Below are 19,724 nucleotides of genomic sequence, written 5' to 3'. Positions count from 1 at the left end.
ATATGTTGACAGAGAAGATGATAAATAAAAAACTAAGAATATTAATTTTAGAAATATGAACACGTTAACCATATCACCTTCACCGCATGTGCACAGTGGCGACTCTGTGAAAAAGAACATGTATGGGGTGGTTATTGCTTTGCTTCCGGCTTTAGCGGCATCGCTCTATTATTTTGGGCTTGGAGCATTAATCGTAACGCTGGCAGCTGTGCTATCATGTGTATTTTTTGAATGGGCTATTCAAAAGTTTCTCTTAAAAACAGAAGCATCTATTTTAGATGGGTCTGCTGCTTTAACTGGGCTTTTATTGGCTTTTAACATGCCTACCAATTTACCTATCTGGATTATAATTATAGGAAGTTTGGTTGCCATTGGTATCGGCAAGATGTCCTTTGGAGGTTTAGGAAATAACATTTTCAACCCAGCATTAGTTGGTCGTGTATTCTTATTAATCTCATTTCCTGTTCAAATGACTTTGTGGCCTGAACCAGGAAAAAACATGACAGCGTATCTTGATGCAACAACAGGTGCAACACCACTATCTGTGATGAAAGAAGGTTTAGCAAATGGCGAAACCGTGAGTGCATTAATGGATAAAATACCATCAATAACAGAGTTATTTTATGGAAACATGGGAGGTTCAGCTGGTGAAGTTGCTGCTGTTGCCTTGATAATTGGTTTAATCTACATGTTAATCCGAAAAATAATAACCTGGCATATTCCAGTAACAGTAATTGGTACAATTGCGGTATTTACTGGTATTCTTCATTTAGTGAATCCTGAATTATATGCTGGTCCTTTATTCCACCTATTAACAGGAGGTGTCATGTTAGGAGCCATATTTATGGCAACGGATTATGTTACTTCGCCTATGTCGAATAAAGGCATGGTTATTTTTGGAATAGGAATCGGTATTATCACTGTGGTTATACGCGTATTTGGAGCATATCCCGAAGGCGTTTCGTTTGCCATTATCATCATGAACGGGTTTGTTCCTTTAATCGACAAGTATATCAAACCTAAACGTTTCGGTGAAGTAGCTAAAACAACTAAAGCATAAGTAGCAGGTAAAATAATAAATCATGGCAAAAACAGAATCAACGCTTAAAAATATGGTTTTAACCCTGCTCGTTATTACAGGCGTAGCAGGCACTTCGTTGGGTTTTATGTTTGAACTCACGAAAGGGCCAATTGAAGCGGCTAAGAAAGCAAAACAAGAGGCTGCCATTAAAATGGTGATGCCTGAATTTGATAGTCTTGAGAAAGACACAACTATTGCAAACACTAATTTCTTTAGAGCCAGTTCAAATGGTGAACTTGTAGGAATTGCCATTGAAGCAGTTTCTCCTAAAGGTTTTAGTGGAAACATTAAAATTATGGTTGGGTTTAAACCAGATGGCACCATCATTAATTACCAGGTATTGGAACATAAAGAAACACCAGGACTTGGTACTAAAATGGCTGATTGGTTTAAAACAGATAAAGGTAAGCAGAGTATTCTTGGTAAACATCCTGAGACAAATAAACTAACGGTTAGTAAAGATGGTGGTGAGGTAGATGCCATAACGGCAGCTACAATCAGCTCGCGTGCATTTTTAGATGCAGTACGCATCGCTTACGAAACCTACAATGATAATAAAAGCAACGAACCAGTTGCGGCTAATACCTCGGCAGAGGAAGGAGGTACAGAATGAATCAGTGGAATAATTTTTCAAAAGGCTTTTTCAAGGAAAACGCTGTTTTTACCCTCTTGTTGGGTATGTGTCCAACCCTGGGTGTAACCTCATCGGCATTTGATGGATTAGGTATGGGACTGGCTACAACATTTGTGTTGGTGATGGCCAACCTGGTAATTGCTATTATCAAAAATCTAATTCCGGATAAAGTAAGGATTCCTGCATTCATTGTGGTAATTGCAACCTTCGTAACCATTGTTGAAATGACAATGCAGGCCTACCTACCCGATCTATTCGAATCATTAGGTTTATTTATCCCCCTAATTGTTGTGAACTGCCTTGTATTGGGACGTGCTGAAGCATTTGCTTCAAAAAACAACATTGGATCTTCAATCATTGATGGACTAGGAATGGGACTTGGTTTTGCCATGGCATTAACCATACTAGGTGCTATTCGCGAAATTTTAGGTAGCGGAAAAATCTTTGGTACGGTTGTGTTCCCTGAGGATTATGGAATGTTAGTATTTGTACTAGCGCCGGGTGCATTTATTGCCTTAGGTTATTTAATCGCATTTATTAATCAGGTAAAAAAAGAAGCTTAAGATATGGAATATGTATTAATTGTTATCTCGGCCATCTTTGTAAACAATATTGTTCTTAGCCAGTTTTTAGGAATATGCCCTTTTCTAGGTGTTTCTAAAAAGATTTCAACTGGAATTGGAATGACAGGCGCTGTAACCTTTGTAATGGTAATAGCTACTATTGTGACTTTCTTTATTCAAAAGGCAGTTCTTGAACCTTTTGGTGTAGAATATTTACAAACCATCACCTTTATTCTGGTAATTGCATCACTTGTGCAATTAGTGGAGATTATGCTTAAAAAAGTAAGTCCTCCACTCTATCAAGCCTTAGGTGTATTTTTACCTTTAATTACCACTAACTGTGCTATTTTAGGTGTAGCCATTCTTGCTCTTGGATTAGAAGATACAAACATTGTTAAATCTGTTGTATTCGCCATTTCTCACGCGGTTGGCTTTGGCTTGGCCTTGATTACCTTTTCAGGTATTCGCGAACAACTTGATTTGATGGACATCCCAAAAGGAATGAAAGGTACGCCTATTGCTCTAGTAGTTGCTGGTTTATTAGCGCTTGCGTTTATGGGCTTTGCAGGTATTGTTTAAGAACTCATCTAAACAGAAATATATAAAGGGAATCCATTGGGTTCCCTTTTTTTTTAATTCAATGTTCGCGGTATTACAAAGCTAAATCGTGTACCCTCGTTAAGCTTTGATTTTACATTGATATGACCACCCAATAACTCAACATAGGCTTTAGTAATTGCTAATCCTAAACCTGTGCCTCCCTTCTTCACATCCGAATCTTTGGCTTGCCAGAAACGGTCAAATATGAAATGAACATTATCTGCATCTATTCCGGTTCCTGAATCTTGCACAAATAACTCAATTAAATTACCATCCATCAACTCATAACCAAACTCAACACTTCCTTGTGCAGTAAATTTGATGGCATTTGAAATTAAGTTTGTTAATACCTGACGCAATTTACCCTCATCGGAGAACATTTCTAATTCAGTAAGGTCATCAGAATTAAAAATTAAATCAATCTCCTTGGCTTTAGCTGAGTCAATGAAAAATGCCTCTTGATTCTCCATCAATTCAATCACATCAAAATAACTTGAATGAATATCTATCTGACCCGATTCTATTTTAGATATATCAATAATATCATTGATAATATTTAATAACTGACTTGAACTTTGGTGTATCAATCGAACATACTCTCTCCTATCAGCAGGCGTTAACCCTTCGAACTGAAGTAACTCCGAAAATCCTACTATCCCATTCATTGGGGTACGAATCTCATGTGATAGGTTTGCCAAGAATGCCGACTTAAGTCGGTCACTTTCCTCGGCACGTTGTTTCGATAATAATAATTTACGCTCCAGAGATAAATGATTCTGTACTGATTTGGCTAATTTTAAGTTGTTGTAACCAAGTATCGAAAGTTCGTTGGTAAGAACATTAAGCAGGTTTAATATTTTAGTAAAGCGTTCTGGAGCTAAATCAACCAATTTTTCAAAGCCAGCGATAACGCCATCATCATTTATATTTAACCTTCTTGTATATTCCAGCAGCTTATCAACATTTAAATCGCTTGGTCTAACCTGCCCAATTATCCAATTCCCAATGTGATTACCATCAACAATAATTGGAGCAGCTGCATCGATAAAACCACATGACAAGCACGGACGAGAAATAGGCTTTCGTTGCTCTTTTGCTAGTTTACCCAACATCTTACCGCTCTCAATACACATGTGCTTACCATCATCAGTAGCCCTAACGAGTTTGCATATCTCATTTGTGAATGAAACATCAGTAATTGGATAACCTTCCAAGTCAGTAATTAATGAGGATACGCCAGTAGCATAAGCAAAAGCATCCTGAAGGTTTTGTAATTGTTTAATATCAAACAGATCAAGGATGGTTAACTCAAGATCGACATTTAAATTTAACAACTGAGATTCTGTCTTTTTATAATCTTTCGTTTCAAACAAAAGCTTAACCGCTTGGTTCTGTTCGGTTATATCTCTAAAAATAGCAATGGTATGGGACTCCCCTTTATTTGAAAACTTATTTAAACTTATTTCCGCCTCTATTTCAGAGCCATCACCTCGTTTAAGTACCCACTCAAACATTTGAGGATGTCCATTTAGAGCTTCTTGTTGAAAAACATTGATATAGGAAGGTGATTTTCCTTCGACTTGATTATGCGATGATAATTCGACAAGGCTTTTCCCAACGAAAAAGTCACGCGAGCATTTAAAATCATTCAATGTTTTTGGATTAGCATCCAAACAGATACCATTTCTAAATATGGCAATTGAATCGTTTGCTGCCATAAATAAGGTTTGGTACATGTTATGCTGCTCCTTTAGCTCCTTCTCCTTCTTTAGTCGAAGTAACATATTTGCAAAAGCTCTTGCTAACAGTTTAAGGTTTGAAACCTCACTAGCTGTCCACGCCTTACTTGATCTAACATGATCAATCCCAACAAAACCAATCCTCTTCTCTCCTTCACTAAAAGGAATTAATAGTATTGATTGAATACCTTCCTTTGCAAACTCCTCTCGTTCGTTTTTAGCTTCCAATGGCAGTTCTGAAACATCGTTTAAACAAACCGTTTCATTCCTAAGGAAATGATCAGCTAAATATGGAAATTTGCGAATAGGGATATCCTGAAGTTCATCAATATATGGTGTTATTCCATTGGCACACCATTCATTAATATTGGAATGAAGTTGTAAATCCTCTGAAAACTGAAATACATAACTTCGATCACAATTAAAAAATTGCCCAACAACCAATAATGATTTATCGATCAAAGTTGGGATTTCATCAGGTGCTACAATGGTATTAGCTGATAATAAATTATCCAGCACCTCACGAAAGGCAACCATATTGTTAAGCCGTAATAAGCTTTCTTTTCCTATAGTATTGTCTCGAAAAGTTACAAGTATATATTCCTCACCCTTATCTTCGTATACATTAAGGTAAGCCAACAACCAATGCGTATTACCTAAGCGAACAGGCCAATCAAAGTCCTTTTTTTCACCTAATTCTAACGTACTTAACAATCTAATTGCAGCTTTCTCATTAAATAAGTCGGCTCGGTTACAAAAATGACGTAAACGAATTTCATTCTTATCCAGGGATTGCAAATTGAATAAACTTGTTGCACTGTCATTAATTAATTCAACAGCATACCCCGATCGCTTAAATATAACCAAGGGCTCAAAGTTGTGCTTAATTAGGTGCTCCATATTTATTCTATCATTCATATTTTAATAGTTCGTTAGTTATTAGCCCAAAGTCAGTAGTTTTATTTATAACATGTTGATATTCAGTCGCAAGATTAAAGCTTCCACAAACATTCAAATCCTTGATTATCTGACTGATATAAAATCTTAACGATGTATTGATATGTTGCAAATCAAAAAATTATTTGTGTAAATTAGAAAAAATACTTGGTTTCATCAACACGATGTATTGAAAGATATCTAAATAAGCTTTAGAAAAAAAGACACCTATTGTTTATCTTAATTTACAATGGCACAGTAAAACTAAAATGTGCTCCTTTCTTAAGTTCAGACTCAACCCATATTTTACCACCCATCAATTCAACATGTGCTTTTGATATGGCCAAACCTAATCCAGTTCCACCTTGATCCGATCCACTTTTTAATTTCCAAAAGCGATTAAATATATGCTCATGATTTTCAACATCAATACCAATACCAGTATCGCAAACAAAAAAACGTAAAAACTCCCCATCTCCATAAGGTTCAACTCCAAAATGAACACTGCCATCCTTGGTGTTTTTAATGGCATTTGATATCAAATTGGTCAAAACCTGACGCACCTTCACTTTGTCGACATTAAACCTTTCCGACTCTTCTAACTCGTAGGAATAACTAAAATCTAATGCTAGCTTTTCAGCCTTTAATTTGTGCAGAGCAAACAAGTCACTTACCATTTCATGTAGGTTGACCTCTTCCTTATTTACTTCAACCAGGTTGGCTTCTAACTTCGATATATTAACTAAATCGTTGATGATGGATAATAATTGCTGGGCACTACTAAAAATCAAGCCAAGGTATTTATTTTGCTCATCTTCTGAGAAGGTATTCAGTTGCAGCAACTCTGAAAAGCCGAAGATGCCATTCATTGGTGTTCTTATCTCGTGACTTATATTTGCCAAAAATGCCGATTTCAAACGATCACTTTCTTCGGCCCTTTCTTTCGACCTGATCAGTTCCGCTTCGGTCTGTTTTCTCCGCTGTAATTCTGAATTTAGTTCACGCGTCTTGCTCTTAACCATTGTTTTTAACGACCAGGTCCACAAACTAATTAACATTACCACAGCCATTAAAATGCCAATCGTAATGTAATAAACGGTATAATCACGCGCTGGCGAAAACCCTAACCACTTATCCTGAATAGATAATCGATCCTCATTCGTAATTGAACTAATCGCCTTATTAAGTACGCTTAACAAAAGTGGATCGTTGTTGCGCAAGCCAATACTAGCACCCAGACTATTGGTTTCGACAAAAGCAACCTTAAGGTGGCTATAACCCGACGAAGAAATAATGTGGTAAAGAGGCGCTAAATCATCGTATATACCATCAACTTTTCGTTGTGATAATAAACCAATACCTTCTTCCAAATTAGCGATAGGCACTATTAAATAAGGTGGAATTTTCTCTTGCAAAACCAATAGATGACGACTTCCTCTTTTAGCAGCAATACGTTGAAATTTAATATTATCAAAATCATCTATTTCCGTATCCTTATAGGTTACTAAAGCCAGTGGATCACGAAAAAACTCCTCACTAAAATTTAACTTACTTTTTCTTTCTTCAAGTGGTGTTGCGTTAATAACTCCATCTACTTCATGATTTAGTGCTTTTTCAAGCGCTTCATCCCAATCAGATCCTTCTAATTCAATACTAATGTTCAATTGTTGACCTACTAACTTAACCAGGTCTATGTTTAAACCCGTAAGCTGTCCATCATCACCAATGTAATTCAAAGGTGGATACGAATTATCAACAGCCAAAACAATTTTATCATGATTTAACAGCCACTGCTTCTCTTCAGGAGAAAACTTAATTTGATGTTGCTTAGACTGAGTACAGCCATAACACCCCAGAAGAATAACAAATAGGACAATTTTAAATATTTTTTTATTCAATGGCAATATCGGACTGAGCATGTGCGAACTCCTTTATACCTGTAACTTACTAATATTAATCGTGAATTCAAAATCATCAATTCTCAAGATAGTCGAAAAAGAAGTCATCAATTCATGAACATTTTTACATTTTAGCCGTACTATTTTCATACATTATTTATTGGCACATTTTTTGGATTCTTTGGTCGAAAAAGTATTTTTGGTGCGCTCAAACAAACAAGAAAACGGGAAGATTATGAAGGTGAATTTTTATACTAAACTACTATCGATTTCAAGCCTCTTTATAGCAGTTATATTGGCATTTCAATTATTTACATTTTCGGCTACTCCGGATAGAACGGCAAGCACAAACAAAGAAGTTGGTAAGTATGCCATTTTCTCATTAGATATACCTTCAGACTTAACTTTCGCCAACGAACAAGTACCCATCGACCGTTATGATGTGAAGGAAAGTTTCGACCGTGAGTTATTGGTTAATACTTATTGGCAATCGCAAACTGTATTATTTATAAAACGAGCTAATCGTTATTTTCCGATAATAGAACCAATATTAAAAGCCAACGGTGTACCTGACGACTTCAAATACTTATCGTTAATTGAAAGTAACTTGATGCCAAGAGCCAAATCGCCAGCGGGTGCTGTTGGATTATGGCAATTCATGAAAGCTACTGGCAAAGAATATGGCTTAGAGGTTTCAAAGGAAATTGATGAACGCTACCATATCGAAAAATCAACAGAAGCAGCCTGTAAATATTTAAAGAAAATGCATGCTCACTATGGCAGTTGGACATTAGCCGCTGCTGCCTATAATGCCGGTCGTACTGGTGTTAACCGCCAGCTAAGTCGTCAGAAAGCAGATAACTACTTCGACCTTCTACTCAATGAGGAAACAGGTCGCTATGTTTATCGCATTATAGCTATCAAAGAAATCCTTTCCAATCCGGATGCATACGGATTTCATGTTAAAGAAGCTGATTTGTATGATGAGCTCAAAACAAAGAATCACGAAATAAAAGGAGCCGTGAGTAGTTTCCCTGATTTTGCAATAGAGCATAACATCACCTATAAGGAGCTAAAGGATCTAAATCCATGGTTAAGAGAGGCCAACTTAACAAATGCCTCAAAAAAGACTTATACGGTAAAATTACCACACAACGCGGTACTTAAGCCAAAGTCAAGTATTAAAGAAGATTCGACAAAAGTGGCTAGTTAGTCATTTCAATCATAAAAGTATATGGGAGGGTAAGTTGCAAATATGCACTTACCCTTTTTTTATAATGCGAATCGCATCTTTAACAACTACTTTCCTCTTAAAGATGCGATCTGTCAATTTTTTCTATAACTATAAAAATAGTAATAAAACTATTAAAATAATTGCACGACTATTTTTATAGTTATATATTTGTCTCAAACATTTGGGAAATGATTGAATTAACGAAAGCAGAAGAGCAAGTAATGCAGTACTTGTGGAAAATTAAAAAAGGATTCTTAAAGGACATTGTCGAACAATATCCAGAACCTAAACCAGCATACACCACGGTTTCAACGGTGGTTCGTGTATTGGTTAAAAAAGGAGCCATTGCCTTTAATACTTATGGAAAAGTGAACGAATACTACTCATTAATTAAAAAAGAGGATTATTCGAAAAAGTATATGAGCACCATGGTTAAGAACCTTTTCAATAATTCACAAAAGCAATTTGCTTCTTTTTTCACAAAAGAAAGTGATCTCTCATTATCTGAATTAGAAGAACTCAAGAAGTTGATTAATCAAGAAATAGAAAAGAAACAATCATGATGAGCATTCTACCATACTTGATTAAAACCACCTTGGTATCAGGCTTATTTTTCCTGATCTACTACGTGGCATTGCGGAAGCTTTCGTTCTTTTCACTTAATCGATTTTACCTATTAGGTACCTTAATTTTTGCCTATACATTCCCATTCATTAATGTATCATTTATAGTAGATGATCCGGTAGCATGGACTATTATTCCAAATATTCAAGAGAGTGTTAATCAATTTACTTTCTTCGAGGAGTTACCAACAGTTGAGCAAACTACAAGCACTACCTCTCCTATTTCAAACAACTATAGATGGTGGGCTCTTGCATTGATTTCATCAATCTTATTTTTCAGATTTTTAAAACACCTCATACAACTTAATAAAACCATACGAGCACATGAAAAACTAAATTTTAGTAATTACATCCTGGTGTTATTTAATCACCAAAACACCTTTTCTTTCTTTCGTTATATCTTCATTTCCCAAGATGTTTGGCATTCGTCGCAAAACGAAAAAATCATTAATCATGAATTAAGTCACATCAAACACCGACACTCTTTTGACAGAGTTTTTATTGAATTAATGCTTATCGTCTTCTGGATGAATCCATTTTTATATTTATACCGAAAGGCCATTGAAGAGGTTCATGAATTTCAGGCCGATAGCGATGCCGTAGACGCCAATACTTCGAAGCACGATTACTTTGATATTGTTCTACAGCAAGCGGGTCAACAAAACTATTCGCCTCTAATGAGTCCTTTCTCATACAAACTCATTAAAAAACGAATACAAATGTCAACACATAAATCAAATCCATTAAAGAGAGCATTATTAATTATCCCAATAGCTCTTGGTATTTTAATTATTGGACTTTCAAGTACGGACTATATAAAGCAATCAATTTCAAACAATTTATCAATAACAACGGATTGGCCAATTAATAAGGCAGAGGCAAGCCAGTTATTTGAAGGATCAAATGAGGCTTTATTAAACAATGGAGCAATAGAAGCCGGCAATGTCTTTACCGTTCTAATAAATTCCACTGGCATTATGCTCATGGAAGGTGAAATTGCAACAATAGATATGGTAAAACCTGCCGTTATTGATTTCTTAAGTAATAACAACACTTATCCAGAAAAAATCAAAAAGAACATTGATTTACTAGGTGATATAAAAGTCAACGTTGGAGTTATTAGCTTACAGCGCGATGTCGCAACGCCAAATGAAGCGGCCAATGATCTACTTAAAGAAGTTGTGGGTGCATACAGCGATGTTAGAGACAACTCGGCCAAAAGGTACTTTGGCAAGGATTTTTCGGCCTGCAATGGAGCTCAAAAAGAAGCTATCGTGCAATTACATCCTCGTAGAATAAGTTTCAACGAACCAAAGGATATTAACTTTCATAAAAAATCAGTTGGCTCATTTATCAAGCCAATTAACAAAAATGAAAAGTATGAAATTAGTTCTGGCTATGGTATGCGCATGCATCCTATCAAGAAAGAAAAGATGATGCATCGAGGCATTGATTACAAAGCCGAACTAAATACAAAAGTAGTTGCCATTGCTGATGGTACTGTGCGCAAGATTCAACTGGATCACAAACCAGGTAAAGGTTATGGTAAATACATCATTATCGATCATGAAAACGGTTTTTCATCCTTGTATGCCCAGCTTAACGCGTACAATGTGAAAGAAGGGCAAAAGGTAAAGCAAGGCGACCATGTGGCCTTTGTTGGTTCAACAGGGCAATCAACGGGACCACATTTGCATTTTGAGTTAAAGAAAGATGGGGAATATGTTGATCCTGATAAATACATAAAATAATATTAAGGAGCGGCTCTGTATTTCAAATCAAAAACAAAGAGCCGCTCCTTATTTTTGCTCCATAAAACAAGTTTTGTATTCAAACCGTTTAGCTTTTCGCCTGAAAAGATTTGTTATCTTTGCGGTTCTAAAAAATTAAAATTGGTGAAGGATACAGTAGAAAAAAAGGCTTCAATCAACGAGAACTCGGGACAGATTGAAGTGTACGGGGCACGTGTTCATAATCTTCAAAACATCGATGTCACTATTCCGCGTGATAAGCTGGTAGTGGTAACTGGCTTAAGTGGCAGTGGCAAATCATCGTTAGCATTTGATACTATTTATGCCGAAGGCCAGCGTCGCTATATCGAAACTTTTTCAGCCTATGCCCGCCAATTTTTAGGTAACATGGAACGTCCCGATGTGGATAAAATCACCGGATTGAGCCCTGTTATTTCCATCGAGCAAAAAACCACTGGAAAAAACCCTCGTTCCACAGTTGGAACAACTACTGAGATATACGATTTCCTTCGTCTCTTATATGCACGTGCTGGTCAAGCCTATTCTTACAAAACAGGTGAGCTAATGGTTAAATATACCGACGAACAGATTCTGAATCTGATTTTAGAACAGTTTGAAGGTAAAAAAGCTTATATCACAGCTCCATTAGTAAAAGGTCGTAAAGGGCATTACAAAGAGTTGTTTGATCAAATACGAAAAAAAGGTTTCTTAAATGTTCGCATTGATGGAGAGATAAAGGAGCTGGTTCATGGCATGCGTGTTGATCGTTACAAAAATCACTTTATCGAGTTGGTGATTGATCGCGTAAAAGTAAGTAGCGATGACATTAAGCGTTTAAAGGAAAGCATACAGCTCGCCATGCATCATGGCAAAGGGGTAATGATGTTAGTTGATGCCGATAGCGACGAACAAAAGTATTACAGTCGCCAGTTGATGTGTCCGACTTCCGGCATATCCTATAACGAACCTGCACCCCACTCCTTTTCATTTAACTCGCCGCAAGGTGCATGCCCTAAATGTAAAGGACTAGGCACCATCGATGAAGTTGATTTTGAAAAGATTGTACCCGATGCTAACTCTACCATCAAAAAAGGTGGCATAGTACCTTTAGGCAAATACAAAAACAGTTTAATCTTCTGGCAGATTGAAGCCATTGGTGAGAAACATGGTTTTACCATTGATACGCCAATTAAAAACATTCCGGAAGAAGCTATTGATATTATATTACATGGTTCTAGCGAGCCAATTACATTAAAGAACACTCCGCTTGGCACAACTTCAAACTACTATCTAAGTTTCGAGGGTGTGATAAAATACATTCTCATTCAGCAGGAGAACGACACATCAATGAAAGCCCGAAAGTGGGCCAGACAATTTATTAAAAATTCGCATTGCGACAAATGCGATGGCCTTCGTTTAAATAGAGAGGCTCTTCATTTTAAGATCGATGAAAAGAACATAGCTGAGTTAGCCGATATGGATCTTGGTTTACTTAATGGCTGGTTCGATGGCTTGGAAGATCGAATGACCAAGAAACAACGTACCATTGGTCATGAAGTACTAAAAGAAATACGAAGTCGCTTAGGCTTTCTTATTGATGTTGGTTTGGATTATTTATCGCTTAATCGTGGTGCCATGACCCTGTCAGGAGGTGAAAGTCAACGCATTCGTTTAGCTACTCAAATTGGCTCTCAATTGGTTAATGTCTTATACATTCTTGATGAACCTAGCATTGGCTTACATCAACGTGATAACCATCGTTTAATAAAATCCTTAAGTCAGTTGAGAGATACTGGCAACTCTGTTTTGGTAGTTGAACACGATCAGGATATGATGATGGCTGCCGACTACGTATTGGATATGGGGCCCGAAGCTGGTCGCCATGGCGGTGAAGTAGTAGCTCACGGAACGCCGATGGAGATTATGCAGAAAGATACCTTAACGGCTGATTACTTAACCGGGCGAAAGAAAATAGCTATCCCTGAAACAAGGCGTGAAGGCAATGGCCTTAAACTTCGCCTAAAAGGCGCTAGTGGTCATAACTTACAAAACGTCAGTGTTGATATTCCACTGGGACAATTCATCTGTGTAACGGGGGTTTCAGGTAGTGGAAAATCATCGTTAATCAATTCAACCCTGTACCCAATATTAAATCAGCACATTTATAATGCTGTCAAAGATCCGCTACCATTCAAATCGATTGAAGGTCTTGAGCATCTTGATAAGGTTGTGGATGTTGATCAAGCTCCGCTTGGCCGAACGCCACGATCCAATCCGGCAACCTATACAAAGCTTTTCGATGAAATTCGCAAACTATTTGCCGAGTTGCCCGAATCCAAAATAAGAGCCTATAAGCCTGGTCGTTTTTCCTTCAATGTAAAAGGTGGTCGCTGTGAAACCTGCAAGGGTGGTGGTGTGCAAGTTATCGAAATGAATTTCTTACCCGATGTTATGGTCGAGTGCCCTGATTGTGCAGGCAAACGCTATAATCGTGAAACACTTGAGGTACGTTACAAAGGCAAGTCAATAAGCGACGTGCTTAACATGACCATTAATCAAGCGGTTGAATTTTTCGAACACATACCAAAACTGATAAAAACACTCAAAACACTGCAAGAGGTAGGTTTGGGTTACATAACCCTTGGCCAACCTTCAACAACACTCTCGGGTGGTGAAAGCCAACGTGTAAAACTGGCAACTGAACTGGCAAAACGCGATACCGGAAAAACCATTTACATATTGGACGAACCAACCACAGGTTTACACTTTGAAGACATCCGTGTATTATTAGATGTGCTGCACCGTTTGGTCGATCATGGCAATACTGTTTTGGTTATCGAACACAACCTGGATGTAATAAAAGTGGCTGACCACATTATCGATATTGGCCAAGGTGGTGGGCGCCATGGCGGTGAGATTCTATGTGTAGGAACGCCTGAGAAAGTAGCGAAGCACAAAACCAGTTATACGGCAGAATTTCTTAGACAGGAGTTGGCAAAGTAAGATTGAGTGTCTTCAAACCTATTATTACTTTATCATAAACTTACATTAATTCAGAAATAATTAAATTTATTTGCTTTTGAATCGAATGTCAAGTATGTTTGTCATATTGTAAACTAAAGCCGACACATTAACTATGGAAAAATCAACTATCATCACCCTAAGCCTATTAGCAATACTTACGACCATTATCCTATTAATTTCAACTTTCAAATCTGACAAACGTTTTGATATTAAACGAAAAGTCAAACTATTACCCTATTGGTCGAAATATATAGGTGTACTTTTAGCTATTTCATCACTTATTCTTCGCTGGAACGATTCAACAACTGATTCATCAAGCCTAGGCTATTTTTGGCAGTTTGGTTTCATCATTGGAGGTTTAGTAATTAGCCTATCAAAAGAAAAACACGAAGATGAGATGACCATGTCACTGCGATTAAATTCGGTATTTATAGCTTTTTTTGCAGGTATTATTGCTCACATTTTCTTTGTTCTGCTGAATCTATTATCAGGAGGAAATATAGATGAGAATAATTCACTCTATAGCACGGGCTATATTCTCTTTTTGTATATCCTAAACTTTCAAATTGCTAAGCGAAGACTTTTAAAATGAAAAACACATTAAAAGTAGAACGAGCCATACTTAACCTAACACAATCAGAGTTAGCAAAAAAAGTTAATGTATCCAGGCAAACAATCAACTCCATCGAGAATGGCAAATACATACCTTCTACAGTCTTATCGCTGAAAATATCTGAAGTTTTTAGTAAAACAGTAAACGATATCTTCACGCTTGACAACGATGATTAATAAAACTTAGAGTCCAAATTCCAAGTCGATAAATTTAAGATGAGTCAAATTTATAATTAACAATTTACCATTAATCATTCATATCTACCAATTACTCATTCCTCACGCATAATTATAAGAGAATGTGTGATATTTAATTTGAAATAAAATTTAATATTTACCATTCAATTACCGAAGCATGAGAAAATTATTTTTTGCACTAAGCATTCTTATTATTTCAAGTAGCTCCTACGCAGCTCCTCCCGACAATTTAAAGTATGATTTTAAACAAGGCGACGAGTTTGTTGTAATGGTTCGTAACTACGGCCGACATTTTCAAGAAGAAGGTTATAATCACTATTACTGGAACGACCTTAATCCATTCTCACTGGATTTTTACTTTCTTTTTAAACCACACGGAAAAAGAGGTGATTTATTTGAACTGAATGTTGAAATCAAACGGTTTACAAGGTGGCGTTTCAACCGCTGTTACGATAGTAAGTATAACAACTCACCACTTTTTAAAAGTGAATACACCCTGACACAAATGCTGGATAAACCTTTTAAAATATGGGTAGATAAGGATGGAACTGTATCAAACCTTGAAGGCATAGAAGAAATATACCAAGGCATTATCAATGAATTACACTCCAAAAATTTTAATGAATTCTACGTCAACTACAATCCAATTGCTTTTGCATCTCAGCCATTCAAGGTAATTATTCAGCAAGCCTTCCCTCCTCTAAAGGATCATATAGACATAAAAAAAATTGATAATAAAAAAATCAAGCTAAGCTATCAACCTAAGATAATACCATTTAGAACAAATGAAACATTACGTGTGTATCGAGATGGTCAATTATTTCGAAGAGATAGTAATGTGATTGACACTATATTTTTCTCAAAAGATAAAGGTCGTTTCATACAAGGTGCGCTTTTTAACGAGGACAAGTACTTACTTGGGGAAACAAAACCTATTTATACTATTTCGAAAACAAAAGGATTAAGTCTTTCAGTATTAAAAGCAGGAGTAAGCGAAACACATTTTGTAGATCTTAATAGTATTAAAAAGGTTCCCAAAGTTTCAATAAAGGGTAAAATTGCACCTAATAATTTGCGACAAATCAGTGTTTATGTTCAAAAACGATATGCCGATAGCGAGTGCTTTAAAAAAGTAAGTGCACAAATAAAAGAAGATGGCAGCTTTGACCTAGCATTTGCACTTCACCGGCCAATGGAGCTGACAATTCGTCTAGGTGAAATTGGAAACGAAAACTCATTTGCCGAAAATTTATTCATTGAACCAGGTGATTCTATTAATGTATCAATTAATTCAGCTGACAAAAAATGGACTTTTAAGGGTTCTTCAGCAGCCAAATTCGCATTCGCCGAAATGCTAAAGGGTGAGTCTCGAAAAATTGGAAAACTAAATATCACTAGCGATGAAGATTATATAAGTAACATAAATATCACAACGGATCATTTACTAGGTAAACTTAAAAACCAAACATTTTCTATATCTGCCAAGAATTATTTTAAGGCAGAAATCTTTTTCGGAACAGCTATGACAGCGCCAATTAGTTGGACAACCGAAAGAGTAAGAGTCCGTACCGGAACGACTAATGCTAATAAGAAAATTTACAAAGAACGTTTTACAGATAACAAATTGTTGCAACACTGCAATTATGTAAGTAATCAAATGCGTGGAGAGATCCGCTCATACTTACTCCACCAAAAAGAAGTATTAGGGATACACAGATCGAACCATTCAGATGAAAAAGTCTTCTTTGATTTATCTAAACTATCACTCAAGGATGAAATGCGTTATTATAGCATGTCACAAAACCTGCACACAGCTATTCAAAAAGGTCAAATTGAAGATGCAAAGGACATGCTTAGCGACTTATCCAAAGAATTTCCTTACTCAGAGATGTCCAAAATATTTGCTAATAAATTAGGCAATAATGCCAGTATTCAACAAGGTAAGGAAGCCCCAGACTTTAGTTTAAGGAACGATAATAGTCGCCTTGTGTCATTGAGTGATTTCAAAGGTAAGTGGGTATATCTATTATTTGCTGAAACCGAAGATGAGTATGATTTACACCAGTTGAAATTAATGCAAGCAATGCGCGACTCTGTTCAAGCAGAAAATTTTGAAACTGTTGTGGTTGCAACCAACAAAGAGTGGGACAAAACAAAACTTCGGTCTATTAGAGAAATTTACTCAGGCCCCTTACTCATTAATGAAAATTGGCAAAACACTGCAACGCAAAATTACAAAGCCACCATTGCTAAATCGGCGTTTCTAATCAATCCAAATGGCAACTTTGATGTTATATGGGATGGTAAAACAATGAGAGGAAATACTAAATACTCCTTGGAATCAATGGGGCAATACGCCACAAAATTGGATATCTACATTAAAAACAAAGCCAAATCATTTGAAGCTAAAAGTGATTTATCTAATTTTTTCTGGTGGCTTGGTGGCTTTGCTTTGGCAGGATTCATTCTTTGGTTGTATTTCAACTATCGCAATAAAAAACTAAAAAAAGAAGAAGCGCAAAAGCGTGAAAAAGTACAATTGGAGTTGAGAGCAATACGCTCTCAACTCAATCCCCATTTCATGTTTAATACACTTAACTCGATACAGCATTTAGTGAGCGATGAGCGTAACGAAGAAGCCAGTCAATACATTGCCGAATTTTCAGGATTGATGCGACAAGTACTAAACAACTCGGAGCACCTACTTATTCCTCTCAACGATGAAATTAAAAGTATTGATACCTATTTGCGATTAGAAGCCTTGCGTTTCAATTTTCAGTATACCATTGAATGCGACCCTCTACTTGATATCAATAACATTGAAATACCAGGGTTATTAATACAACCATTTGTGGAGAACGCCGTTATTCATGGCATTCCTGCACTAGGAAAACAAGGCAACATCACGGTGAAATTTAAAAAAGATAAGCATTGCTTAAAGTGTAGCATTGAGGATAATGGTAAAGGATTTTCTCTGGATGAGAACAGTTTAAAATTGGGCAAAGGCATTTCTTTATCGAAGAAACGCTTGGAAGTACTACGGGATACTTACAAAATGGAAATTGACTTAAACATTAGCAATAAACAAACTTTAGAGCCAGCAGAAAATGGTACATTAGTTGAACTATTATACGAACTTGAACATGAGTAAAAGTGAGCAAATAAGTGCAATTGTAATTGATGATGAAAAAAACAATCGTGATCATCTGAATAATTTACTAAGCAAGTACTGTGGCAACATTAATGTGCTTGGCATGGCATGTAATGCAACGGATGGACTTAATCTGATAGATCAAACTAAGCCCCAACTTGTTTTTCTTGACATTCAAATGCCAGCAGGAAGTGGATTTGATTTACTCAGCTCCATTAAAGAGCGTAACTTCGAAGTCATATTTGTAACAGCCTACGATCAGTTTGCCATTAAAGCCATTCGCTTTTGTGCGTTCGACTATCTTCTAAAACCAATCAATACGCTAGAACTTCAACATGCCTGCAACAGAGTAATTGACAAAATCCGTAAAAACAGACTAGATACCGAAGAACAAATTGAAACATTTAAAATCAATAAGCAAAACCAACACAAACGCATTGCCCTCCCCTCTGCCGAACGCCTATTATTTGTAGATACCTCTGATATTATTCGATGTAAAAGTGAGAGTAATTACACACAGGTTTATCTTCGTTCGGGGCAAAAACAATTGGTGTCGCGCACCCTCAAAGAATTTGAAGACTTACTGGCAGACGAAGGTTTTATTAGAGTGCATCAATCACACCTTGTGAATATTAGCGAAATTCAATCCTACGAAAAAACCGAAGGTGGTTACTTGGTAATGAAAGATGGTACGCAAATTAGTCTTTCGCGTATGCGACGCGAATCCGTATTGGAAGCATTGCGCTCATAAAACACGAACGCAAGGCCTTGCATATATTCTATTTCAATTCAATCCCCACCGGGCAATGATCAGAACCCATTACCTTATTCAAAATAAAACTATCCTTTATTGATGGTAGAAACGATTCACTTGCCAAAAAATAATCAATTCTCCAGCCTACATTCTTACCCCTGGCTCCAGCTCTGTAACTCCACCACGAATACTTATCCGTTGTTTCAGGATAAAAATGGCGAAAAGTATCGATTAAACCGCCTTGAGTGAAGCGATCCATACCATCTATCTCTTCCTGCATAAAACCAGCCGATTTGTTGTAATTCGGCTTAGGACGAGCCAGATCAATGGCACGGTGCGCCACATTAAAGTCGCCACATACCAACACTGGTTTCTCTTTCTCTAGATTTTTTAAGTAATTAAAGAAATCCTGATCCCACTCTTGTCGATAATCCAAACGTTTCAATGCGCTACCTGAATTTGGCACATATACATCTACCAAAAAGAAGTCTTTATACTCAAGGCATAATACGCGGCCTTCGGTATCATGTTTTTCTATACCAATATCTTTTCTAACACTAATTGGCTTTTCCTTTGAGATGATTGCCGTACCAGAGTAACCTTTCTTTTCTGCCGAATTACTATAAATATGGTATCCTTCTATTGGCTCCAAGGTTTCGCTCACCTGATCATCCTGAGCCTTTGTTTCCTGAAGACATACTATATCCGCTCCCATCTGAGCAAAATCATCAAAAAAATTCTTTTTGGCAACGGCTCTAATACCATTTACATTCCACGATATAATCTTCATTGTATTTATTATTAGAAATAAAAAAGACGTGATTCCCTTTATATTATACCAATTGTATTCCAAAATGATTGATAAATCATTTTGCTAATTACAATGGTTAATGCCGATACAAAAGCACAGATTGATTTTTTTATCA

At 36.6% G+C, this 19,724-nt stretch carries 15 protein-coding genes; 12 read left to right on the top strand and 3 right to left on the bottom strand.

Annotated elements, in window-relative coordinates; genetic code table 11:
- The first annotated feature begins 55 nt into the window (after positions 1-55).
- From ACRD7B_RS17575 to ACRD7B_RS17560, 4 genes are read left to right on the top strand one after another with little or no spacing between them, the layout of a single operon-like run.
- Positions 56-1,060: an RnfABCDGE type electron transport complex subunit D gene (locus ACRD7B_RS17575; protein WP_430825924.1), complete on the top strand. Its 1,005-nt coding sequence runs from the start codon at positions 56-58 to the stop codon at positions 1,058-1,060.
- Positions 1,061-1,082: 22 nt separating this feature from the next.
- Positions 1,083-1,694, top strand: coding sequence for an RnfABCDGE type electron transport complex subunit G (locus tag ACRD7B_RS17570; protein ID WP_430825923.1), 612 nt, complete (start codon positions 1,083-1,085; stop codon positions 1,692-1,694).
- Entirely contained in the window at positions 1,691-2,278 is a 588-nt protein-coding gene (locus tag ACRD7B_RS17565; RefSeq protein ID WP_430825922.1) for an RnfABCDGE type electron transport complex subunit E, read from the top strand. Before ACRD7B_RS17570 ends, ACRD7B_RS17565 begins: the two co-directional genes overlap by 4 nt.
- A gap of 3 nt (positions 2,279-2,281) precedes the next feature.
- The gene (locus ACRD7B_RS17560) at positions 2,282-2,857 is read left to right on the top strand and encodes an electron transport complex protein RnfA (RefSeq protein WP_430825921.1); all 576 of its coding nucleotides are present in this window, start codon (positions 2,282-2,284) and stop codon (positions 2,855-2,857) included.
- A 53-nt stretch (positions 2,858-2,910) separates the two neighbouring features.
- On the opposite strand, the gene ACRD7B_RS17555 is transcribed toward ACRD7B_RS17560, so the two are convergent.
- Both ACRD7B_RS17555 and ACRD7B_RS17550 read right to left on the bottom strand, forming a co-directional pair.
- Complete coding sequence (locus ACRD7B_RS17555; protein ID WP_430825920.1) at positions 2,911-5,535, bottom strand: PocR ligand-binding domain-containing protein; 2,625 nt, start codon at positions 5,533-5,535, stop codon at positions 2,911-2,913.
- 263 nt (positions 5,536-5,798) lie between these two features.
- Complete coding sequence (locus ACRD7B_RS17550) at positions 5,799-7,472, bottom strand: ATP-binding protein (protein WP_430825919.1); 1,674 nt, start codon at positions 7,470-7,472, stop codon at positions 5,799-5,801.
- Between the two features lie 214 nt (positions 7,473-7,686).
- On the opposite strand from ACRD7B_RS17550, the gene ACRD7B_RS17545 reads away from it, so the two are divergent.
- The 8 genes from ACRD7B_RS17545 to ACRD7B_RS17510 all read left to right on the top strand — a co-directional run bounded on the left by ACRD7B_RS17545 (position 7,687) and on the right by ACRD7B_RS17510 (position 18,795).
- Positions 7,687-8,664 (top strand): lytic transglycosylase domain-containing protein, encoded by a 978-nt coding sequence (locus ACRD7B_RS17545; protein WP_430825918.1) that lies wholly within the window; start codon positions 7,687-7,689, stop codon positions 8,662-8,664.
- Between the two features lie 209 nt (positions 8,665-8,873).
- Complete coding sequence (locus tag ACRD7B_RS17540; protein ID WP_430825917.1) at positions 8,874-9,248, top strand: BlaI/MecI/CopY family transcriptional regulator; 375 nt, start codon at positions 8,874-8,876, stop codon at positions 9,246-9,248.
- Positions 9,245-11,059 (top strand): peptidoglycan DD-metalloendopeptidase family protein, encoded by a 1,815-nt coding sequence (locus ACRD7B_RS17535; RefSeq protein WP_430825916.1) that lies wholly within the window; start codon positions 9,245-9,247, stop codon positions 11,057-11,059. The genes ACRD7B_RS17540 and ACRD7B_RS17535 overlap by 4 nt, the downstream gene beginning before the upstream one ends.
- A gap of 144 nt (positions 11,060-11,203) precedes the next feature.
- The gene (gene uvrA, locus ACRD7B_RS17530; RefSeq protein ID WP_430825915.1) at positions 11,204-14,062 is read left to right on the top strand and encodes an excinuclease ABC subunit UvrA; all 2,859 of its coding nucleotides are present in this window, start codon (positions 11,204-11,206) and stop codon (positions 14,060-14,062) included.
- 133 nt (positions 14,063-14,195) lie between these two features.
- Entirely contained in the window at positions 14,196-14,675 is a 480-nt protein-coding gene (locus ACRD7B_RS17525; protein ID WP_430825914.1) for a hypothetical protein, read from the top strand.
- The gene (locus ACRD7B_RS17520; RefSeq protein ID WP_430825913.1) at positions 14,672-14,872 is read left to right on the top strand and encodes a helix-turn-helix transcriptional regulator; all 201 of its coding nucleotides are present in this window, start codon (positions 14,672-14,674) and stop codon (positions 14,870-14,872) included. Before ACRD7B_RS17525 ends, ACRD7B_RS17520 begins: the two co-directional genes overlap by 4 nt.
- A 178-nt stretch (positions 14,873-15,050) precedes the next feature.
- The gene (locus tag ACRD7B_RS17515) at positions 15,051-18,044 is read left to right on the top strand and encodes a histidine kinase (RefSeq protein WP_430825912.1); all 2,994 of its coding nucleotides are present in this window, start codon (positions 15,051-15,053) and stop codon (positions 18,042-18,044) included.
- A complete protein-coding gene (locus ACRD7B_RS17510; protein WP_430825911.1) occupies positions 18,037-18,795 on the top strand; it encodes a LytR/AlgR family response regulator transcription factor in 759 nt (252 codons plus the stop codon). Before ACRD7B_RS17515 ends, ACRD7B_RS17510 begins: the two co-directional genes overlap by 8 nt.
- Positions 18,796-18,823: 28 nt before the next feature.
- Here the strand turns inward: ACRD7B_RS17510 and ACRD7B_RS17505 are convergent, their stop codons facing one another.
- Positions 18,824-19,588, bottom strand: coding sequence for an exodeoxyribonuclease III (locus ACRD7B_RS17505; protein WP_430825910.1), 765 nt, complete (start codon positions 19,586-19,588; stop codon positions 18,824-18,826).
- Between the last annotated feature and the right edge of the window lie 136 nt (positions 19,589-19,724).

Source organism: Carboxylicivirga fragile, from assembly GCF_050589805.1.
Taxonomy (GTDB): Bacteria; Bacteroidota; Bacteroidia; order Bacteroidales; family Marinilabiliaceae; genus Carboxylicivirga; species Carboxylicivirga fragile.
This window is presented reverse-complemented; position numbering and strand designations above follow the sequence as displayed.

Coding starts and splice junctions, on each gene's coding strand:
- ACRD7B_RS17545 (WP_430825918.1), top strand. CDS start 7,687: ATGAAGGTGAATTTTTATACTAAACTACTATCGATTTCAAGCCTCTTT.
- ACRD7B_RS17575 (WP_430825924.1), top strand. CDS start 56: ATGAACACGTTAACCATATCACCTTCACCGCATGTGCACAGTGGCGAC.
- ACRD7B_RS17570 (WP_430825923.1), top strand. CDS start 1,083: ATGGCAAAAACAGAATCAACGCTTAAAAATATGGTTTTAACCCTGCTC.
- ACRD7B_RS17550 (WP_430825919.1), bottom strand. CDS start 7,472: ATGCTCAGTCCGATATTGCCATTGAATAAAAAAATATTTAAAATTGTC.
- ACRD7B_RS17510 (WP_430825911.1), top strand. CDS start 18,037: ATGAGTAAAAGTGAGCAAATAAGTGCAATTGTAATTGATGATGAAAAA.
- ACRD7B_RS17515 (WP_430825912.1), top strand. CDS start 15,051: ATGAGAAAATTATTTTTTGCACTAAGCATTCTTATTATTTCAAGTAGC.
- ACRD7B_RS17540 (WP_430825917.1), top strand. CDS start 8,874: ATGATTGAATTAACGAAAGCAGAAGAGCAAGTAATGCAGTACTTGTGG.
- ACRD7B_RS17535 (WP_430825916.1), top strand. CDS start 9,245: ATGATGAGCATTCTACCATACTTGATTAAAACCACCTTGGTATCAGGC.
- ACRD7B_RS17555 (WP_430825920.1), bottom strand. CDS start 5,535: ATGAATGATAGAATAAATATGGAGCACCTAATTAAGCACAACTTTGAG.
- ACRD7B_RS17560 (WP_430825921.1), top strand. CDS start 2,282: ATGGAATATGTATTAATTGTTATCTCGGCCATCTTTGTAAACAATATT.
- ACRD7B_RS17520 (WP_430825913.1), top strand. CDS start 14,672: ATGAAAAACACATTAAAAGTAGAACGAGCCATACTTAACCTAACACAA.
- ACRD7B_RS17565 (WP_430825922.1), top strand. CDS start 1,691: ATGAATCAGTGGAATAATTTTTCAAAAGGCTTTTTCAAGGAAAACGCT.
- ACRD7B_RS17505 (WP_430825910.1), bottom strand. CDS start 19,588: ATGAAGATTATATCGTGGAATGTAAATGGTATTAGAGCCGTTGCCAAA.
- ACRD7B_RS17525 (WP_430825914.1), top strand. CDS start 14,196: ATGGAAAAATCAACTATCATCACCCTAAGCCTATTAGCAATACTTACG.